Origin of the sequence: Rummeliibacillus pycnus (assembly GCF_044359855.1) — a bacterium.
Classification (GTDB): Bacteria; Bacillota; Bacilli; order Bacillales_A; family Planococcaceae; genus Rummeliibacillus; species Rummeliibacillus pycnus_A.
The window spans coordinates 2,420,390-2,438,259 of the sequence record NZ_CP132291.1 but is presented as its reverse complement, the minus strand read 5'-3'; the positions used below and the strand labels follow the sequence as shown (position 1 = coordinate 2,438,259).

The 17,870-nt window shown below is 39.6% G+C and carries 11 protein-coding genes, 7 tRNA genes and 3 rRNA genes; 19 read left to right on the top strand and 2 right to left on the bottom strand.

The window, feature by feature from the left end; translation table 11 throughout:
- Positions 1 to 281 precede the first annotated feature (281 nt).
- From Q8X41_RS11930 to Q8X41_RS11920, 3 genes are all read left to right on the top strand, one after another.
- Positions 282 to 1,967, top strand: coding sequence for a methyl-accepting chemotaxis protein (locus tag Q8X41_RS11930; RefSeq protein ID WP_397536551.1), 1,686 nt, complete (start codon positions 282 to 284; stop codon positions 1,965 to 1,967).
- Positions 1,968 to 2,149: 182 nt separating this feature from the next.
- On the top strand, positions 2,150 to 2,863 hold the full coding sequence (cwlD, locus tag Q8X41_RS11925) for an N-acetylmuramoyl-L-alanine amidase CwlD (RefSeq protein ID WP_397536550.1): 714 nt from the start codon (positions 2,150 to 2,152) through the stop codon (positions 2,861 to 2,863).
- Between the two features lie 72 nt (positions 2,864 to 2,935).
- Positions 2,936 to 3,997 carry a P-loop NTPase gene (locus tag Q8X41_RS11920; RefSeq protein ID WP_397536549.1) on the top strand — a complete coding sequence of 354 codons (1,062 nt, stop codon included), beginning with the start codon at positions 2,936 to 2,938 and terminating at the stop codon, positions 3,995 to 3,997.
- 96 nt (positions 3,998 to 4,093) lie between these two features.
- On the opposite strand, the gene gerD is transcribed toward Q8X41_RS11920, so the two are convergent.
- Positions 4,094 to 4,699 (bottom strand): spore germination lipoprotein GerD, encoded by a 606-nt coding sequence (gerD, locus tag Q8X41_RS11915; protein ID WP_397536548.1) that lies wholly within the window; start codon positions 4,697 to 4,699, stop codon positions 4,094 to 4,096.
- 146 nt (positions 4,700 to 4,845) lie between these two features.
- On the opposite strand from gerD, the gene Q8X41_RS11910 reads away from it, so the two are divergent.
- Positions 4,846 to 5,580, top strand: a complete 735-nt coding sequence (locus Q8X41_RS11910) for a KinB-signaling pathway activation protein (protein WP_397536547.1) — start codon at positions 4,846 to 4,848, stop codon at positions 5,578 to 5,580.
- 142 nt (positions 5,581 to 5,722) lie between these two features.
- Here Q8X41_RS11910 and Q8X41_RS11905 read toward each other — a convergent pair whose 3' ends face one another.
- Positions 5,723 to 6,358, bottom strand: coding sequence for a hypothetical protein (locus Q8X41_RS11905; protein WP_397536546.1), 636 nt, complete (start codon positions 6,356 to 6,358; stop codon positions 5,723 to 5,725).
- A gap of 380 nt (positions 6,359 to 6,738) precedes the next feature.
- Here Q8X41_RS11905 and Q8X41_RS11900 point away from each other — a divergent pair.
- From Q8X41_RS11900 to Q8X41_RS11830, 15 genes are all read left to right on the top strand, one after another.
- Positions 6,739 to 8,286 (top strand): 16S ribosomal RNA (locus tag Q8X41_RS11900).
- Between the two features lie 182 nt (positions 8,287 to 8,468).
- A 23S ribosomal RNA gene (locus Q8X41_RS11895) occupies positions 8,469 to 11,396 on the top strand.
- A gap of 59 nt (positions 11,397 to 11,455) precedes the next feature.
- Positions 11,456 to 11,572 (top strand): 5S ribosomal RNA (rrf, locus tag Q8X41_RS11890).
- Together the 16S, 23S and 5S rRNA genes with 7 tRNA genes alongside form the textbook arrangement of a ribosomal RNA operon.
- Before the next feature lie 263 nt (positions 11,573 to 11,835).
- A tRNA-Asn gene (locus Q8X41_RS11885) sits at positions 11,836 to 11,912 on the top strand.
- A 13-nt stretch (positions 11,913 to 11,925) separates the two neighbouring features.
- Positions 11,926 to 11,998 (top strand) — tRNA-Thr (locus Q8X41_RS11880).
- A 121-nt stretch (positions 11,999 to 12,119) separates the two neighbouring features.
- A tRNA-Glu gene (locus Q8X41_RS11875) sits at positions 12,120 to 12,194 on the top strand.
- A 27-nt stretch (positions 12,195 to 12,221) separates the two neighbouring features.
- Positions 12,222 to 12,297: transfer RNA gene (locus Q8X41_RS11870), tRNA-Val, on the top strand.
- Between the two features lie 7 nt (positions 12,298 to 12,304).
- A tRNA-Tyr gene (locus Q8X41_RS11865) sits at positions 12,305 to 12,388 on the top strand.
- Positions 12,389 to 12,393: 5 nt separating this feature from the next.
- Positions 12,394 to 12,468 (top strand) — tRNA-Gln (locus Q8X41_RS11860).
- Between the two features lie 12 nt (positions 12,469 to 12,480).
- Positions 12,481 to 12,553: transfer RNA gene (locus tag Q8X41_RS11855), tRNA-Lys, on the top strand.
- Between the two features lie 617 nt (positions 12,554 to 13,170).
- Complete coding sequence (gene rocF / locus Q8X41_RS11850; RefSeq protein ID WP_397536545.1) at positions 13,171 to 14,076, top strand: arginase; 906 nt, start codon at positions 13,171 to 13,173, stop codon at positions 14,074 to 14,076.
- 331 nt (positions 14,077 to 14,407) lie between these two features.
- Positions 14,408 to 14,971: an RNA polymerase sigma factor SigW gene (gene sigW, locus Q8X41_RS11845; protein ID WP_397536544.1), complete on the top strand. Its 564-nt coding sequence runs from the start codon at positions 14,408 to 14,410 to the stop codon at positions 14,969 to 14,971.
- A 12-nt stretch (positions 14,972 to 14,983) separates the two neighbouring features.
- Positions 14,984 to 15,604 (top strand): anti-sigma factor family protein, encoded by a 621-nt coding sequence (locus Q8X41_RS11840; RefSeq protein WP_397536543.1) that lies wholly within the window; start codon positions 14,984 to 14,986, stop codon positions 15,602 to 15,604.
- 117 nt (positions 15,605 to 15,721) lie between these two features.
- The gene (gene cdaA / locus Q8X41_RS11835; RefSeq protein WP_397536542.1) at positions 15,722 to 16,564 is read left to right on the top strand and encodes a diadenylate cyclase CdaA; all 843 of its coding nucleotides are present in this window, start codon (positions 15,722 to 15,724) and stop codon (positions 16,562 to 16,564) included.
- Entirely contained in the window at positions 16,564 to 17,853 is a 1,290-nt protein-coding gene (locus tag Q8X41_RS11830) for a YbbR-like domain-containing protein (RefSeq protein ID WP_397540261.1), read from the top strand. The genes cdaA and Q8X41_RS11830 overlap by 1 nt, the downstream gene beginning before the upstream one ends.
- The last annotated feature ends 17 nt before the right edge of the window (positions 17,854 to 17,870 follow it).

Sequence of the window (17,870 nt, the reverse complement as noted above, 5' to 3'; positions counted from 1 at the left end):
ATTATTAAAAATCTATTAAGAAGTAAATGTAATAATATATGAATGCTACATACTGGATAGGGGGTATTTTGTTCAAAAGCGTTTTATTCTTTTAGCCACTTAATGTGATATATAATATCCAAAAATTAATTATTAAGGATATATATTTAAAATCTAAATAATGTATACTTATTATGGTGCATGTAAGATTTTGGATTCTCGTTTCTATAAACGGATAAATGGTAGCAAATACTAACTATACATAATTTAATTCTCTTAAAAAATTTCTGAGGTGTAACTTTATGAGTGTAAAATTTAAAAGCTTTTTTTCGTTTGGCGTTATTTTCTTACTAATTCTTTTTTTGGGGATATTTCAACAGATAAACTCTAACACACAAAAGAATAATGCAAAGCAAATTAAGGAAAAGGCATTACAATCTGCCTTATTAGCAGATCATTTAAAACTATCAGTAGTTGAGGTTCAACAATATTTATCAGATATTAGTGCTACTAGGGCGCAAGATGGATTGGATGACGGGTTTGAAAAAGCAGAGGAACAAAGTCAAATTTTTTATAAAAATTTAAATAAATTAAAACAGCTTGATCCCGAAAAATCAAAAGAACTTGAGGCCATCAAATTATCCTTTGATTCTTACTATTTGAATGGTAAACAAATGGCCCAGCGATATATACAGGGTGGACCAAAAAAAGGGAACAAAGCGATGGCGAATTTTGACCAAACTGCCTTAGATATTAACAACAAAGTTGATCAGTTTCAAAATGAAAAAGTATCAGAGATTAATCAATCATTAGAGGATATAGAAAATTTAATAGATAAGAATGAATTGAATTTTGATATTATTGGGATTATTGTTTTTCTGGTAGGTATAATAATTGCTACATTATTAAGTAGAGCTATTCATAAACCATTACATAAATTAATGGAATCAAGCGAAAGGATTGCTCAAGGAGATTTAAGCCATTCAGTTGTACTAAAATCTCGCGACGAATTTAGTAAGTTATCGCAATCCTTCGAACAAATGAGATTGAATCTAAGCCAGCTTATTCATCAGATAAACCAAACATCTGAACAAATCACTTCTTCTTCTGAGGAACTAACTGCAAGTGCAGAGGAAACGGGAAAAGCAACCGAACAAATTACAAATGCTATGCAAGAAGTAGCAGATGAAACAGAAAAACAAGTTGTTGTTTCAATAAGTTCATCCGATTCTGTTTCTGAAGTGGCTACGGGTATGAGTCAATCTGCTACTGCCATTCAAGCGGTAACGGATTTAAGTAATCATGCAAAAGATTATGCGGGGAATGGTAATGCTACTGTACAAAAGGCATTAGTCCAAATGGAAAAAATCCGAAGTAAAGTTGATAGTTCATCTGATATTATAAATAGACTTGGAAAGAAATCAAAAGAAATTGGACAAATCACTACTTTGATTACAGATATATCTAATCAAACAAATTTATTAGCATTAAATGCTTCTATTGAATCAGCTAGAGCTGGTGAACATGGTAAGGGTTTTGCTGTAGTAGCAGAGGAAGTAAAAAAATTAGCTGAACAATCTAGTCGATCAGCTAGCAAGATTTATGAACTAATTGAACAGATTCAGACGGAATCTGATAATGCCATCCATTCGATGAATGAGGGAACGGCAGCAGTGAAAGATGGTATGACAATGACTTCTGAAGCTGGAACTGCTTTTAAAGGTATTTCTACTATTATTGAAAAAATATTTGAACAAATACAAGACGTATCAGCTGTCATTGAGCAAGTAAATGCTAGCGCGGATAATATGGAAGAAGTGATGAATGAGATACATCGAGGTTCAGAGGAGTCTGCTTCAAATGCGAAGAATGTTGCTCAAGCAGCAGAAGAACAAAATGTTTCCATGCAAGAGATATTTACTTCAGCAGATGCCCTTAGTAATATGGCAATTGAATTACAAAAATCTGTAAATCAATTTAAGCTGTAAATATAACTTTCTATTAAATCGAATCTTTCAACGTCCTGCCAATGCAGGGCGTTTTTTTATCAAAATCTAAAAGTGTTTTAATACTGAATAATGTTCTTAAGTATTGAACAACTTTGAATCTAGGAAAGGACATATACTCCCTTACACAGGCATATGTTAGTGTAAAAAGGTGGTGTCTGTGCTTGAAGCGGTGGCTCATATGGAGTGTAGTATTAATAGCTTGTATATTCTTAGTTGTATATGAAACAAAAGCATCTAATCGTGGCTTCTTTGTTTCAGAAACTTTAGGTGGCGTTAAAATTGTCTTAGATGCTGGGCATGGTGGAATTGATGGTGGTGCGTCAACATCAGAACTTGTTGAAAAAAATATTACGCTAGCAATTACAAAAAAAGTGGAAAAGCTCTTAAAGGAAAAGGGAGCAAAAGTAGTGATGACGCGTACTAAAGACGATGATGTGATTGCTGAGCATCAACCAAATGCTGAATTTCAAACATTGAGAGAAAGAAAAAAAGAAGATATTTTTCTGAGAGAGAAATTGGTTAATGAAGCAAAACCAGATCTTTTCATCAGTATTCATGCAAATGCCATTCCAGAATCAAAGTGGCATGGCGCTCAAGTGTTTTATCATAAAGATGGCCATCCGGCCGGTGAGCTTTTAGCTAAAGCCATTCAAGAGTCTATTAAAGAACAGCTCAAGAATACCGATCGTGAAGCATTAGCAATTAAGCAAGTCTATTTACTCAAGAAGGTCAAAATGCCGTCAGTACTTGTAGAAACAGGTTTTCTAAGTAATCCACAAGAAGCAGAGTTACTTTCAACACCTGATTATCAACAAAAAATGGCTGAAGCAATCGTAGAGGGGATCGAGCGTTACTCAGATTCTATTGTAGAATGAGTAGCGCACAATACTTATTTGTAAGCGTTATGATATACTAAAGTCGAAATTATAATTAGAGGAGTGTCTACAGTGATTAATGAACAACAAGTTCGAGAATTAGTTGGAGAATTAAAAGATCCTTTTCTACATAAAGCATTGTCTGAAACAGGCGGCATTGTTGAAGTTTCAATTAAAGAGGAAAAGGAACATGCCAGTGTAAAAATCGCTATTGCGAAAACAAATACACCGGAACAACTTTCTCTTCAAATGGAAATTGTTAATGTATTAAAGGGTGCTGGATGTAAAACTGTTGGTATTCGATTCTCAGAACTTTCATCCGAAGATATTGAAAAATTCCGTGGTACGGCAACTCGTGCAGAAGCACAAGATCTATTGTCTCCATTAAATAAAGTGAAATTTATATCTATTGCATCTGGTAAGGGTGGCGTAGGTAAATCTACCGTTTCGGTTAACTTAGCGGTTGCATTATCTCGCCTTGGTAAAAAAGTTGGTTTAATTGATGCAGATATCTATGGTTTTAGTGTTCCAGATATGATGGGTGTTCAAACAATGCCTGTTATTGAAGAAAATCGTATTATTCCAGTCGAACGTTTTGGTGTGAAAATGATTTCTATGGGATTCTTTGTAGAAAATAATGCACCAGTTGTATGGCGTGGACCAATGCTTGGGAAAGTGTTAGATCAATTCTTCCGCGATGTGGATTGGGGAGATCTTGATTACTTACTATTAGATTTACCTCCAGGTACAGGGGATGTAGCGCTTGATATTCATCAAATGCTACCTGAGTCTAACGAGATCGTTGTGACAACTCCACATCCAACGGCAGCATTCGTAGCAGCTCGTGCAGGCGCAATGGCGATCAAAACTGAACATACTATCTTAGGTGTTATTGAAAACATGTCATGGTTCCAATCTGATGTATCAGGAGAGCGCGAATATGTATTTGGTCAAGGTGGCGGTCCTAAATTAGCTGACGAACTACGCACAGACTTACTTGGACAGATTCCTTTAGGACAACCAGATTGGAATGAAGTTGACTTTGCTCCATCTGTATATGCGAAAAACCACTCCACTGGTCAAATTTATCTTGAAATTGCACAACGTGTGATTGATAAATTAAATAAAGAATAACAAAGAGGGATGTATCATAAGTGTAGACAGTCACTTATGATACATCCCTTTATAATTAGTTAAAGGTCGTGTAATAGCTTTGGAAAAGATCCGTTCCTATTTTCCTTGGCTTTTTCCTTTGTTTTCACCGCCGCCACCGCCACCGCCGCCTTTAGATGTTTCCCCTCCTGAAGGTTTTTCAGCTGCAGATTGAATAAGCTTCATCCATTTTTCTTGTTGCAGTGGGCTATTAATTACTTCTGTAATGACTTTTTCTAATTCCTTTTTAGAATTTGCGGATTTCATAATTTTTTCTAATTGCTTTTGCATATCGGGTTGTGAGAAGAACTGTTCTAAATCTTTTTGGAAAGAAGCATCTTTCATCAAATCTTTAGCCAAGTCTTTTTGTTCTTTTTTCATACCTTTTGCAAAGGTTTCGCGGAATTTAGGATCTTCAAATTCTTTTTTCCAAAAATCTTCTGCTTTTTTTGACATTAAAGTTTCCTGTACCGCTTTTTTGACATCATCATGCTCCAATACGAGTAAATCACGCATATCTGGATCCTCTAATAGCTTTCGGAATACTTTTTTCCCCTCTTCTGTTTGCAAAGCATCAAGAGTGGATTTCTTTATATCATCATAGGACTGATTTTGTTGAACGGGAGAGGAGCAACCAGATAGAATAACGAATAGAAGAGTAAAAATTACCGCCTTTTTGTACATATACTTCCCTCACTTTTGCATAAGTCGTTTCAATTATTGTTCACATTTGTCCGTGGAATATGTATGGAATGAGGGAAGAAATAGATTTTTTCGATATTGGTTGTTAGAATGAAACAAGAATCTGTAAAAAACGGAGGCCTTTAGTCGTGACGATACGAAATTGGTTTAAATTTGCTTTTAGAGCACTCATAATTGGTGGGGTTGTTACCGGATTAATGAGTATAATCGTTCGTTGGGGAGATTTTTATGCTCAACATTTTTCAAATGGTGAATGGGGAGAAGCATTTGGCGGACTCCTATGGTTTGTCTTCCTTGGTTTTACAATGAGTATGATTTGCCAAATGGGATACTTTGCCTACTTAACAGTGCATCAAATAGGTGTTAATATTTGCAGGTCATTAACTTTATGGAATTGGATACAAATATTATTAATAATTGTTGCTGTAATAGACGTTATTTTATTCCGCTTCAAACCATATGCGCACAGCGCTAATGATTGGCTTCTTTACATAGGTTTATTAGTTGTTTTAATCATAGCAGCAAGTTTAACAGCAATTAAAAAAGTGAAAATGACTGGCAAAAAGCATATTCTGATTTCTTCCTTGTTCTTTATGATTTTTGTTAGTGTTATTGAATGGCTCATCGCACTTTGGGTTCGATCATCTGGTGGTAATGAATACATCACGATATTATTATTCCCAATTATTGCGGTAAATGCATTCCAATTATTGGAGCTACCAAAATATAATGCAAAATCTGCCGAGGATATAAAAAAACGAGAAGAACGTCGTAAAGCGCGTAGTGAACAAGAGGACCAAAATACTAAAGTGAAAAAGACGCAAGAAGAAAACCAAAATAATAAAAAGACAAAACGTAAATAATGAAAGGAGCAGCTTCATTGGTGTAGAATCAAAACACTTATGAAACGGCTCCTTTTTCACTATCCAAAAATTAATATATATCCTTTACTTCTCTGTTTACCCTTGAATGGAGGAGTCCAAAGGTAGACTTTGAACACCTCCATTATTTTGGGGATTTTTTCGTTTTAATAGAGTATCCAAAAATCGTTTCCTCTATAGGTTGAAAGGAGTTCCTTTCTATAAGTTGGTCAATTTGTTTTAGTTGTAACCGTTCTTCCTGGTGGTATGGAATAGCCACAATATCACCTTTTGAGAGCTTCAATTCACTCTTGCTCGTTTGAATTTTAGATGCCGCTAGCATGTTAATCTGTTCCTTCCATAAAACTCTTGTAACTTCTGGGAGAAAGACATAGTCCTTCGTTCTAAACCAAAGAGGTGGTTGCTTCATAATAGAACTAAAAGTGCTAATATCTCTTTCGAGCTGTGAAGGGTGGGTCTCATAGAAATCACTGTTTTTCCCCAATAATCCTATTGGAATGTTTTTAGATTGAATAACTTTAACAAGGGTTGGGGATCTCTTTAATAAATCAGTATCCACCATTAATAATGGATATGGAACTTTAGCTTCGTTTAACCATTCGATAAATTTTGCATCTGCATATGATAAATCTATCGTTAAAGAAATACCGTAGTTTCCTTTTGTAATCACATTTGGTTCATCTGTTAAACGAAACACTTCTAATATTGAATTTTTAGAAGGTATTAGAAATAACAATAAAGCCATCATAATAACCGTCATTGTAAGTATTCTTTTAATCAGTATGCTCACCTCCTGGCTATATATATGATTACAAACAACCTTTTAAAACTTTTTTAATATAAAGTGTTGACAATTATTTAGAAGAAGCGTATAGTTATCAACGTTGACTCGTTAAGAGAAAACAAACAACATATTAAGACTTAAAACTTCTGATAAAAAAGTTCTTGACTTTAGAAATCGGATGTGATAAGATTTATAAGTCGTTAAGATAACGACAAGATATGAACCTTGAAAACTGAACAAGCAAGACGTTAATCAATAAACTTTGTTTACTAACTTCTGTTAGTAACAAGGACAAACAATAGATATCATCTTATAGATGATACGCTAGCAAAGCTAATGAGCTTTCAAACTTTACTTTTATGGAGAGTTTGATCCTGGCTCAGGACGAACGCTGGCGGCGTGCCTAATACATGCAAGTCGAGCGAATGATGAGGAGCTTGCTCCTCTGATTTAGCGGCGGACGGGTGAGTAACACGTGGGCAACCTGCCCTGTAGACTGGGATAACTTCGGGAAACCGGAGCTAATACCGGATAATCCATCTTCTCTCATGTGAAGATGTTGAAAGGCGCTTCGGCGTCACTACAGGATGGGCCCGCGGTGCATTAGCTAGTTGGTGGGGTAATGGCCTACCAAGGCAACGATGCATAGCCGACCTGAGAGGGTGATCGGCCACATTGGGACTGAGACACGGCCCAAACTCCTACGGGAGGCAGCAGTAGGGAATCTTCCACAATGGACGAAAGTCTGATGGAGCAACGCCGCGTGAGTGATGAAGGTTTTCGGATCGTAAAACTCTGTTGTAAGGGAAGAACAAGTACGTTAGGAAATGAACGTACCTTGACGGTACCTTATTAGAAAGCCACGGCTAACTACGTGCCAGCAGCCGCGGTAATACGTAGGTGGCAAGCGTTGTCCGGATTTATTGGGCGTAAAGCGCGCGCAGGTGGTTTCTTAAGTCTGATGTGAAAGCCCACGGCTCAACCGTGGAGGGTCATTGGAAACTGGGGAACTTGAGTGCAGAAGAGGATAGTGGAATTCCAAGTGTAGCGGTGAAATGCGTAGAGATTTGGAGGAACACCAGTGGCGAAGGCGACTGTCTGGTCTGTAACTGACACTGAGGCGCGAAAGCGTGGGGAGCAAACAGGATTAGATACCCTGGTAGTCCACGCCGTAAACGATGAGTGCTAAGTGTTAGGGGGTTTCCGCCCCTTAGTGCTGCAGCTAACGCATTAAGCACTCCGCCTGGGGAGTACGACCGCAAGGTTGAAACTCAAAGGAATTGACGGGGGCCCGCACAAGCGGTGGAGCATGTGGTTTAATTCGAAGCAACGCGAAGAACCTTACCAGGTCTTGACATCCCAGTGACCGCTCTAGAGATAGAGTTTTCCCTTCGGGGACATTGGTGACAGGTGGTGCATGGTTGTCGTCAGCTCGTGTCGTGAGATGTTGGGTTAAGTCCCGCAACGAGCGCAACCCTTAATCTTAGTTGCCATCATTCAGTTGGGCACTCTAAGGTGACTGCCGGTGACAAACCGGAGGAAGGTGGGGATGACGTCAAATCATCATGCCCCTTATGACCTGGGCTACACACGTGCTACAATGGACGGTACAAAGAGTCGCTAACTCGCGAGAGTACGCTAATCTCATAAAACCGTTCTCAGTTCGGATTGTAGGCTGCAACTCGCCTACATGAAGCCGGAATCGCTAGTAATCGCGGATCAGCATGCCGCGGTGAATACGTTCCCGGGCCTTGTACACACCGCCCGTCACACCACGAGAGTTTGTAACACCCGAAGTCGGTGAGGTAACCTTTTGGAGCCAGCCGCCGAAGGTGGGATAGATGATTGGGGTGAAGTCGTAACAAGGTAGCCGTATCGGAAGGTGCGGCTGGATCACCTCCTTTCTAAGGAATATTTCGGAAATAAGTTCTTGGAACTTATACGATTAACGCTTGCTGTTCAGTTTTGAAGGCTCATCGCTTTCAAAACTTGTTCTTTGAAAACTGGATAAAACGACATTGAAGAAATTCTTAAGTAACACATTTTTTATATTAAGTTTTAAATTTTTTAGGCTTAATAACTTATAGGTTAAGTTATTAAGGGCGCATGGCGGATGCCTTGGCACTAGAAGCCGATGAAGGACGGCACTAACACCGATATGCTTCGGGGAGCTGTAAGTAAGCTTTGATCCGGAGATTTCCGAATGGGGGAACCCACTGTTCGTAATGGGACAGTATCTTGACGTGAATACATAGCGTCATGATGGCAGACTCAGGGAACTGAAACATCTAAGTACCTGAAGGAAGAGAAAGAAATTTCGATTCCCTTAGTAGCGGCGAGCGAAACGGGAAGAGCCCAAACCAAGAGGCTTGCCTCTTGGGGTTGTAGGACACTCAACACGGAGTTACAAAGGAATGAGTTAGACGAAGCGGCTTGGAAAGACCCACCAAAGAAGGTAACAGTCCTGTAGTCAAAAGTTCATTCTCTCCTGAGTGGATCCTGAGTACGGCGGAACACGTGAAATTCCGTCGGAATCCGGGAGGACCATCTCCCAAGGCTAAATACTCTCTAGTGACCGATAGTGAACCAGTACCGTGAGGGAAAGGTGAAAAGCACCCCGGGAGGGGAGTGAAAGAGATCCTGAAACCATGTGCCTACAAGTAGTTAGAGCCCGTTAATGGGTGATAGCGTGCCTTTTGTAGAATGAACCGGCGAGTTACGATTACATGCAAGGTTAAGTTGAAAAGACGGAGCCGTAGCGAAAGCGAGTCTGAATAGGGCGAATGAGTATGTGGTTGTAGACCCGAAACCAGGTGATCTACCCATGTCCAGGGTGAAGGTAAGGTAACACTTACTGGAGGCCCGAACCCACGCACGTTGAAAAGTGCGGGGATGAGGTGTGGGTAGCGGAGAAATTCCAATCGAACCTGGAGATAGCTGGTTCTCTCCGAAATAGCTTTAGGGCTAGCCTCGTGATAGAGAATCCTGGAGGTAGAGCACTGTTTGGACTAGGGGTCCATCCCGGATTACCGAATTCAGACAAACTCCGAATGCCAGTGATTTATGCACGGGAGTCAGACTGCGAGTGATAAGATCCGTAGTCAAAGGGAAACAGCCCAGACCACCAGCTAAGGTCCCAAAGTAATTGTTAAGTGGAAAAGGATGTGGCGTTGCTTAGACAACCAGGATGTTGGCTCAGAAGCAGCCATCATTTAAAGAGTGCGTAATAGCTCACTGGTCGAGTGACGCTGCGCCGAAAATGTATCGGGGCTAAACAATTCACCGAAGCTGTGGATAGACATCTACGATGTCTGTGGTAGGAGAGCGTTCTAAGTGCTGAGAAGTCAGACCGGAAGGACTGGTGGAGCGCTTAGAAGTGAGAATGCCGGTATGAGTAGCGAAAGATGGGTGAGAATCCCATCCACCGAATGACTAAGGTTTCCTGAGGAAGGCTCGTCCTCTCAGGGTTAGTCGGGACCTAAGCCGAGGCCGATAGGCGTAGGCGATGGATAACAGGTTGATATTCCTGTACCACCTCCCTACCATTTGAGTAATGGGGGGACACAGTAGGATAGGGTAAGCGCACTGTTGGTTATGTGCGTCTAAATAGTAAGGCGTGAGAGTAGGCAAATCCGCTCTCTATAACGTTGAGCTATGATGGCGAGCTCGTATGAGCGAAGTTCCTGATTTCACACTGTCAAGAAAAGCCTCTAGCGAGGTAGGAGGTGCCCGTACCGCAAACCGACACAGGTAGTCGAGGAGAGAATCCTAAGGTGAGCGAGAGAACTCTCGTTAAGGAACTCGGCAAAATGACCCCGTAACTTCGGGAGAAGGGGTGCTCTAGTAGGGTGCAAGCCCGAGAGAGCCGCAGTGAATAGGCCCAGGCGACTGTTTAGCAAAAACACAGGTCTCTGCAAAACCGTAAGGTGACGTATAGGGGCTGACGCCTGCCCGGTGCTGGAAGGTTAAGGGGATTGCTTAGCGTAAGCGAAGGTGAGAACCGAAGCCCCAGTAAACGGCGGCCGTAACTATAACGGTCCTAAGGTAGCGAAATTCCTTGTCGGGTAAGTTCCGACCCGCACGAAAGGCGTAACGATCTGGGCACTGTCTCAACGAGAGACTCGGTGAAATTATAGTACCTGTGAAGATGCAGGTTACCCGCGACAGGACGGAAAGACCCCGTGGAGCTTTACTGTAGCCTGATATTGAATTTTGGTACAGCTTGTACAGGATAGGTAGGAGCCAGAGAGACCGGAGCGCCAGCTTCGGTGGAGGCGTCCTTGGGATACTACCCCAGCTGTATTGAAATTCTAACCCGTACCCCTTAGCGGGGTAGGAGACAGTGTCAGGCGGACAGTTTGACTGGGGCGGTCGCCTCCTAAAGAGTAACGGAGGCGCCCAAAGGTTCCCTCAGAATGGTTGGAAATCATTCGTAGAGTGTAAAGGCACAAGGGAGCTTGACTGCGAGACCTACAAGTCGAGCAGGGTCGAAAGACGGGCTTAGTGATCCGGTGGTTCCGCATGGAAGGGCCATCGCTCAACGGATAAAAGCTACCCCGGGGATAACAGGCTTATCTCCCCCAAGAGTCCACATCGACGGGGAGGTTTGGCACCTCGATGTCGGCTCATCGCATCCTGGGGCTGTAGTCGGTCCCAAGGGTTGGGCTGTTCGCCCATTAAAGCGGTACGCGAGCTGGGTTCAGAACGTCGTGAGACAGTTCGGTCCCTATCCGTCGTGGGCGTAGGAAATTTGAGAGGAGCTGTCCTTAGTACGAGAGGACCGGGATGGACACACCGCTGGTGTACCAGTTGTTCTGCCAAGAGCATCGCTGGGTAGCTATGTGTGGACGGGATAAGTGCTGAAAGCATCTAAGCATGAAGCCCCCCTCAAGATGAGATTTCCCATTACGCAAGTAAGTAAGATCCCTTGAAGACGACAAGGTAGATAGGTTCGAGGTGGAAGTGTGGTGACACATGGAGCTGACGAATACTAATAGATCGAGGACTTAACCAAAAGTTGATTTAAGAACTTCAATGAATGTTTATCCAGTTTTGAGAGAACAATCTCAATAGTCTAGTAATGATGGCAAAGAGGTCACACCTGTTCCCATGCCGAACACAGAAGTTAAGCTCTTTAGCGCCAATGGTAGTTGGGGGCTGTCCCCCTGCGAGAGTAGGACGTTGCTAGGCACATTAAGGTACTACTAATTTTATTGGTAGTATCTTTTTTTATATTGATATAATAAGAGAAGATTATATTAATGAACTATTTTAATCTAAAGAATATTATGTTTATCTAGAGATCTTTATAAAAAATTATGGAAATAACTTGATCTAATACACGTTTAAATTAAAAAAACAAAAAAATCTAATAACTTTTATAAAAACTACTTGCATGTTTTTAATATCCTGTTATAATAATAAATGTATTAGAGGTAACATAATAATATTGTTCCGAAGTAGCTCAGTTGGTAGCAGCATCTGACTGTTAATCAGAGGGTCGCAGGTTCGAGTCCTGCCTTCGGAGCCATTTTTTTGTCTGTGCTTCCATAGCTCAGCAGGTAGAGTGCTTCCATGGTAAGGAAGAGGTCACCGGTTCGAGCCCGGTTGGAAGCTTTTGAAACTTTATTAATCGAAAAAATAAATATATTAATTATTTTTTGTTTTAGGGTTGCAAAACTAATTGAAATGTGATATTATTATTCTTGTCCTGTTAAAGACGTAAATTTTCTAAAAAGGCCCCTTGGTCAAGCGGTTAAGACACCGCCCTTTCACGGCGGTAACACGAGTTCGAATCTCGTAGGGGTCACCACTTTTAATAATTACATATTAACAATTTGGAGGATTAGCTCAGCTGGGAGAGCATCTGCCTTACAAGCAGAGGGTCGGCGGTTCGATCCCGTCATCCTCCACCACTGTTTCGGAGGGGTAGCGAAGAGGCTAAACGCGGCGGACTGTAAATCCGCTCCTTCGGGTTCGGCAGTTCGAATCTGCCCCCCTCCACCATTTTTTGGGGTATAGCCAAGCGGTAAGGCAACGGATTTTGATTCCGTCATGCCCTGGTTCGAATCCAGGTACCCCAGCCATTTTTATTTTATGAGTCATTAGCTCAGTTGGTAGAGCATCTGACTTTTAATCAGAGGGTCGCTGGTTCGAATCCTGCATGACTCATCATTCATAAGATATAACCTTCTTCTAAAATATTAGAAGAAGGTTTTTTGTTGCTTTAATTTCCATGTCTTTTCCTCTCGCTGCAATTTTATCTAAAAGAGCATCATGTAAATAAATTCCTTCATATATCGTAATTTCCTTATAAATGAATCAATTTCATTTCAACACATTAACTCTTCCATATTCAGATTTGGATGTTCCGCTACAGACAGTGCTTTCCACGTGCTTGGCTTCAATCTCCCCGTTGAATTCTGCATCGCTAACGTCGACTTAGTGGCACTAACGTTCCTGCGGGGCTTTCAGCTCAAGCTTATCTAAATGTACCTCACTGAATTAGCCTCGCACGAAGTATGTGAATGCATTTTCGAGGATTCCCTATCGAAAGCGTTGCAATGAAAAAATTAGATATCGATTAATGTTCATATATTTTATATGAATTTTGCATAATAAAATTGATTCAAATAAAAGGTTAATGACTTCTTTAAAATTCTTTTGCTAAAAGTATTCTATTATTTTTGAAATTTTTGAACTGAATAAAAATACAGAAAAATGTCTTGTTGAGCCATGAGTATTCCTGCCGTTACAATAGAATTAGCTTACAAAGGGGGTATGACTTCATGGAGACATTAAAGATATCGATGATTGGGGTCCCTATGGATATGGGACAATTACGCAGAGGCGTAGATATGGGGCCAAGTGCAATTCGTTATGCAGGTGCTGTTGAGCGTTTAGAAGAGCTTGGCCATAGAGTAATAGATGAAGGTGACATCTATATTGATCACTCAAAGAAAGAGGAATCTCCAGATACAACATTAAGAAATTTAGAGGCAGTTACTGATGCAAATACTAAATTAGCTCAAAAAGTTCATGAAGTAGTAGAGAAAGGAAGTTTTCCATTAGTATTGGGTGGAGATCATAGTATTGCTATCGGAACATTAGCCGGCATATCAGATCACTATGAAAATTTAGGCGTTATTTGGTACGACGCTCATGCAGATATGAATACAAGTGAAACATCGCCTTCAGGAAATATTCATGGTATGCCATTAGCTATTAGTTTAGGTCTCGGTCATGAAAGATTAGTTAATATCAGAGGATTTGCACCTAAAGTAAAACCGGAGAATATTGTGATTGTCGGTGCACGCTCAATTGACCAAGGTGAAAAAGAATTAATCCGTAAAACAGGAATCAAAGTATATTCGATGCATGAAATTGATCGCCTAGGAATGACGGATGTGATGCAAGATGCTATTATTTATTTAAAAAGTCAGAATGTGGATGGAGTTCATTTGTCGTTAGACTTAGATGGTATTGACCCAATCTATACGCCAGGAGTAGGAACTCCAGTACCAGGTGGTATTACGTACAGAGAAAGTCATTTAGCAATGGAAATGTTACAAGAGTCAGGTTTAATCACGTCTGCAGAGTTTGTTGAGGTCAATCCAATTCTGGATGAAAAAAATAAAACAGCTGATGTAGCGGTAGCTTTAATGGGCTCATTATTTGGCGAGACGCTAGTTTAAAAAGGATGAGCAGTTTGCTCATCCTTTTTTTATATCTATTTAATGGGGTTAACCGTCGTTCTTAATGCTATATAACTGTTGTACTATGCCGCTGCTCATTTCCTCGATTGAAGGCTATTGTGATATACATATATAAACTAGCCACTTGCCCATTTATATATGTTTTTAAAGTTTTACCACTAAAGTGGTGAAAATGAAAAAAGTTGTAAGAAATAGAAGGGAGTATTGGTATAATAAAAATAATAATGTTTAAAAATGTGAAATAAAAATGAAACCAACTGAGGAATCGGTTCGTATATTATAGGCAGCCGCATGGCGGAGGGGAAATCACATGGATGCGTTAATCAACAAAAGAATAAAGCAAGTGCTGAAAGGTGACCAACATGCGTATTCAGATATTGTGAGCCTCTATCAGCAAAAAGTATATCAAGTATGCTACCGCATGCTCAACAACCAACATGAAGCAGAAGATATAGCACAAGAGGCTTTTATACGTGCATATACAAACTTGCACACTTTCGATTTAAATAGGAAATTTTCCACCTGGCTATTTCGTATCGCAACAAATTTGTGTATAGATCGCATAAGAAAAAAGAAACCAGACTATTACTTAGATGCACAAGTTACAGGTACGGATGGACTCGATATGTATTCTCAGATTTCTTCATCAGATCGACTCCCTGAAGAAGAGATTGAAAGAATGGAATTGCAAGAAAGAATTCAATATGAAATTAGTTGCTTGCCAGAAAAGTATCGAACAATCATAATCTTGAAGTATATTGAAGAATTGCCACTGCAAGAAATTAGCGAAATTTTGGATATGCCATTAGGAACAGTAAAGACACGTATTCATCGAGGGCGTGAAGCGCTAAGAAAGCAATTGAGCAATTTGTAGGGGGTTTTCACTATGAGTAAATGTCCTGAACATATCGTGCAATACATGCATGAATATCTAGATGGGGATATTAGCCGCGAACAAGAGCAAGAGTTGAAGTCATATATGCGAAATTGTGATGATTGCCAGAAGCACATGCAAGAGTTAACTAGAACAATCGCGTTCGTGAAAAGTGCAGCCGTTATTGAAGCGCCTCCAAATTTTGTAGAACAAGTAATGCAAAAACTTCCTAAAAGAAAGATGCGTAATGGCATACAACGATGGATTCGTAGACACCCAATTTTAGTAGCAGCAGCAATGTTTTGCATTCTTATGAGTGGGTCACTCCTATCAGGCTATAAAAATGACCAAGAATTTTCGTTTACAAAACAGCCGAATTTACAAGTGCAAGGTCAAACGGTAATTGTTCCTGAAGGAGAGACTGTAAAAGGTGACATCGTTGTGAAAAATGGAGATATTATTGTAAAAGGTGAAGTTGACGGGAATATTACAGTTATTAATGGTAAATATATGGCTTCTACTGCAAATGTCACCGGACAAATTGAGGAAGTTGACGAAGCTTTTGAATGGCTATGGTATAAAATTAAAAGTAGTGTGAAAAGTGCTTGGTCTTTTATTGATAAAAATGAATAAACTAATTGAGAAGTCTGCTAACTTAATAGTGGGCTTTTCTGCTTCATACGGGCAGAAAGTAAGGTAGTTGTGCTATACTTGACGTATACGTACTCGCTAGAAAAGTGGGGGATCCACATGACTTTTATTAATGAATTTACACAGTTTACCAACAATCAATGGATAAGAATGGTATTAAACATCATTGATATTTTATTAGTATGGTTGGTCTTTTATAATATACTTACATTGATTCGTGGCACAAAGGCCGTTCAGCTTTTAAAAGGTATTTTTGTGATCGTGATCATTCGAATTATTACGGTTTATTTAGGACTAACTACATTAGGCTGGATGACGCAACAAGTTATTGAATTTGGATTTTTGGCGATCATCATTATTTTCCAACCTGAATTACGTAGAGCGTTGGAACAATTAGGGCGAGGAAAGTTGTTTGCTCGAAGTAATTTACAAGAAGAAGAAGAACAGGCTAGATTGATATCCGCCATGTCCAAATCAGTTAGTTACATGGCAAAACGACGAATTGGCGCGCTTATTTCAATCGAAAGAGAAACAGGTTTAAATGATTATATTGAAACAGGTATTCCTATGTTCTCTGAAATCTCATCAGAGTTAATTATCAATATTTTCATACCAAATACGCCGCTTCATGATGGAGCAGTAATTGTACAAAAAAATAAAGTAGCAGCTGCTGCCTGTTATTTGCCTCTCTCAGAAAGTCCATTTATTTCAAAGGAACTTGGAACACGTCATCGTGCAGCAATTGGTATTAGTGAAGTAACGGATGCTGTAACGATTATAGTGTCAGAGGAAACAGGCGCTATTAGTTTAACCATTAATGGTGATTTGCATCGTGATTTATCTATTGAAGAATTTGAGTCACGTTTACAGCGTGCATGGTTTGGCGAACCTACAGCTGCAGTCAGTACCTCCAAATGGAACTGGAGGGGGGATAAAAAGTGATGGATAAACTAGTTGATAGTCCTTGGTTTTTACGAATTACCGCACTCGTATTGGCATTGTTAATGTTCTTTACAGTGAGATCTGAAACAAGTCCAGGCAATAATACAACAACAACTTCTGACCGCCAAACTGAAGTAATTCATAACGTTCCTGTAAAAGTGCTTTATGATGACAAAAACTTAATTGTTACGGGTGTACCACAGACGGTTGATGTTTCCGTAAAGGGGCCATTAGCACTTGTATTACAAACGAAGGCGCTTAAGGATTATGAAGTTTACTTAGATCTAAGTAAAGAAACAATCGGAAAACACAAGGTTAAATTTAAATATAAGGGTTTTTCAGATAAGCTCCAAATTCAAATTGAACCATCTACAATAGATGTATCTATAGAAGAAAAAGTCACACGGACCTTTAAAGTAGATCCTGACTTTAACCAAAGTCAATTAGCACCTGATTATTTTGTAAAAACAATGACAGCGAATCCTAATGAAGTCACAGTTACGGGCGCTAAAAGTGTAGTCGACAGTATAGCTTATGTAAAAGCAATGTTATCAGGTGAATCCAGAGTGACAGAGTCCTTTACTAAGGAAGCACCTGTAAAAGTGCTAGATCGTGATATGAATAAATTAGATATTACAATTAGCCCTTCTACTGTGCAAGTAAAAGTTGACATTGGGGAGTATAATAAGGAAGTGCCAATTTCCTTAAATGTAAAGGGTAATCCAAAAGATAATTTAAAGGTAAAATCGTTGAAAGCTGATGCGAGCCATATTACGCTATTTGGACCAAAAGATGAACTTGAAAGAATAAGTTCATTACCTGTTGATGTAGATGTTTCGAAATTAAAGAAATCTGATGATGTCACAGTTAATTTGTCCAAGCCATCCGGCGTGACAAAGCTATCAACTAATCAATTAAAAGTCCATGTTACACTAGACGATTCATTAAGTAGCAACAAAAATGTATATGATGAAACAACTAATAATCAAGAAACTACTAGTGCGACGACATCTACAGCTATTGTTGATAATGTTAAAGTAAGTGTAAAAAATCTAGATAAAGAACAATTCGCCATTGATAATGAAACAAGTTATTATGTATCAGTATTTGTAACTGGCGATGACCAAGAGATTGCGAACATAACAGCATCGGATATTCAATTATATGTAGATGCAAAAGATGTGAAAGAAGGAACAAATACCTTGAAGATATTAGGTAGTAGTCCTACAGGAACAACATGGAAGGCCACTCCAAGTTCTATAAAATTAAAAATTAGTCAACTTTCATAAAAAGTTCGTCAAAAAAT

Bases quoted from the DNA above. Each gene is read 5' to 3' on its own strand.
- Q8X41_RS11930 (WP_397536551.1), top strand. From the start codon at position 282: ATGAGTGTAAAATTTAAAAGCTTTTTTTCGTTTGGCGTTATTTTCTTA.
- gerD (WP_397536548.1), bottom strand. From the start codon at position 4,699: ATGTACAAAAAGGCGGTAATTTTTACTCTTCTATTCGTTATTCTATCT.
- Q8X41_RS11905 (WP_397536546.1), bottom strand. From the start codon at position 6,358: ATGACGGTTATTATGATGGCTTTATTGTTATTTCTAATACCTTCTAAA.
- rocF (WP_397536545.1), top strand. From the start codon at position 13,171: ATGGAGACATTAAAGATATCGATGATTGGGGTCCCTATGGATATGGGA.
- sigW (WP_397536544.1), top strand. From the start codon at position 14,408: ATGGATGCGTTAATCAACAAAAGAATAAAGCAAGTGCTGAAAGGTGAC.
- Q8X41_RS11840 (WP_397536543.1), top strand. From the start codon at position 14,984: ATGAGTAAATGTCCTGAACATATCGTGCAATACATGCATGAATATCTA.
- cdaA (WP_397536542.1), top strand. From the start codon at position 15,722: ATGACTTTTATTAATGAATTTACACAGTTTACCAACAATCAATGGATA.
- Q8X41_RS11830 (WP_397540261.1), top strand. From the start codon at position 16,564: ATGGATAAACTAGTTGATAGTCCTTGGTTTTTACGAATTACCGCACTC.